Source organism: Rhodoferax sp. UBA5149 (genome assembly GCF_002413825.1).
Classification (GTDB): Bacteria; Pseudomonadota; Gammaproteobacteria; order Burkholderiales; family Burkholderiaceae_C; genus Rhodoferax.
Genome location: NZ_DHXT01000194.1, coordinates 11,391 through 12,369 on the forward strand (window position 1 = coordinate 11,391; position 979 = coordinate 12,369).

Here is a 979-nt window from a genome sequence, read left to right on the forward strand (position 1 = left end):
AGACGCCGCCAAAACCAGCGCCCCATCAGCCCCCACGCCACGGCAGACATAGCCAGTGCCGAGACCAGCGCTTGCAGCAGCGCCATCCCCGGCTTCTCAGTCGCTATGAAATTAGTAGCTGCTTGCGAATAGACGACGAGGGCTAGCGCCATAAAACACCATAAAAAGGCGGTGAACAGGCTGGCGCCGCTGATCTGATCCGCCAGCGGCTTGGACTTGGAACCCGCTGCGTCCCCCACATGCGGCATGAGGCGGATCAGCAGCAGCGGCCAGGTACGCGACACCACGTGCGCCAAGAACAGTGCCGTACACAATACCGTGCCGCTGACCGAGCCCAACAGCGCCAGCAATGACACCTTGGCCAGCAGCGCCAGCACCACGGCAATCGCGCCGAAGGCACCCACCCGTGAGTCCTTCATGATGATCAAGGCCCGTTCCCGCTCCGGGCTGCCGCCCAGCCCGTCAAAGACATCGGCCAGGCCGTCCTCGTGGAAGGCGCCGGTGATCAGCACCCCCAAGGCCGTGCCCCACACCGCCGCCACCAGTGGCGCAAACACGCTGGACCCGAGCCCCGCCAGCAAGAGCGCCGTGAAGGCCGCCACCAGCCCACCGACCAGCCAGCCCACGCCCGGAAAATGCCCGGCACTGGCGCGCAGCATGGCCGGGCTGTAACCGACCCAGTCGGCCAGCCGGCCGGTGACCGGAATGCGGGTGAAGAACTGCAAGGACAGCAGGTAATGGCGGCAGAAGCGGCGCATCATCAAACGGCGCTGGTCTGGGCCGCGGATTTTTCGGACACCCCTGCCGACACAAAACTGGCCATGTCGCGCAGGATGCTGCAAGCCGACTGCAACAGCGGCCAGGCCAGCGCCGCCCCAGAGCCTTCGCCCAGGCGCAGCCCCAGATCCAGCAAGGCCTGCACGCCCAGATGCTGCAGCATGAATTCATGGCCGCGCTCGCCCGAGCGGTGCGCGAACAC

At 66.3% G+C, this 979-nt stretch carries 2 protein-coding genes; both read right to left on the reverse strand.

Going from position 1 to position 979, the window contains the following annotated elements:
• Positions 1–758, reverse strand: a 758-nt coding sequence (locus B3V69_RS17320; protein WP_296448246.1) for an adenosylcobinamide-GDP ribazoletransferase, incomplete at its 3' end; no start/stop codon positions are given.
• 2 nt (positions 759–760) lie between these two features.
• On the reverse strand, positions 761–979 hold a 219-nt coding region (locus B3V69_RS17325; protein ID WP_296448247.1), incomplete at its 5' end, for a nicotinate-nucleotide--dimethylbenzimidazole phosphoribosyltransferase.